1 protein-coding gene is annotated in these 563 nt (G+C 40.9%); it reads left to right on the forward strand.

What is annotated here, in order from left to right; translation table 11 throughout:
* A partial coding sequence (locus HMPREF1551_RS06075; RefSeq protein ID WP_021628191.1) for a hypothetical protein occupies window positions 1-563 on the forward strand: 563 nt, incomplete at both ends.

The following is a 563-nucleotide window of genomic DNA, read 5'->3' on the forward strand; positions in this document are numbered from 1 at the left end:
ACCTTAGTAGCCAGCTTGCTACATTACCGAATGGGCTACAATGTAGCAGTGATGGATTGTGATTATCCACAATACAGCCTACACCGAATGCGAGAGCAAGACCTCAAAACAGTGATGAACAACGAGCATTTTAAGAAAGCTGCTCATAGACAGTTTAGTGAGCTGAACAAAAAGGCATATCCCATAATACAATGTAAACCTAATGAAGCCCTTGAAAAGGCACAACAGCTCATTGCAGAGACACCTTTCCCTATAGAGGTTATCCTTTTTGATATGCCAGGGACAGTAAACACCGCAGGAATATTGACCCTGTTGGCTCAAATGCATCACATTTTCTCACCTATCACTGCCGATAGAGTGGTGATTGAAAGTACTTTGAGTTTTACTGAGGTACTTTCCAATATCATTGCTAAGAATACCGAAAGTGCTATTAAAAGCGTACATTTGTTTTGGAATCAGGTAGATGGGAGAGAAAAATCGCCTTTGTACAAGATTTATGAGCAAGTGATCGCTGATTTAGGTTTGAACCTGATGCAAGCCTACATCTCTGATAGCAAGCGTTT

The organism is Capnocytophaga sp. oral taxon 863 str. F0517, assembly GCF_000466425.1.
GTDB lineage: Bacteria > Bacteroidota > Bacteroidia > Flavobacteriales > Flavobacteriaceae > Capnocytophaga.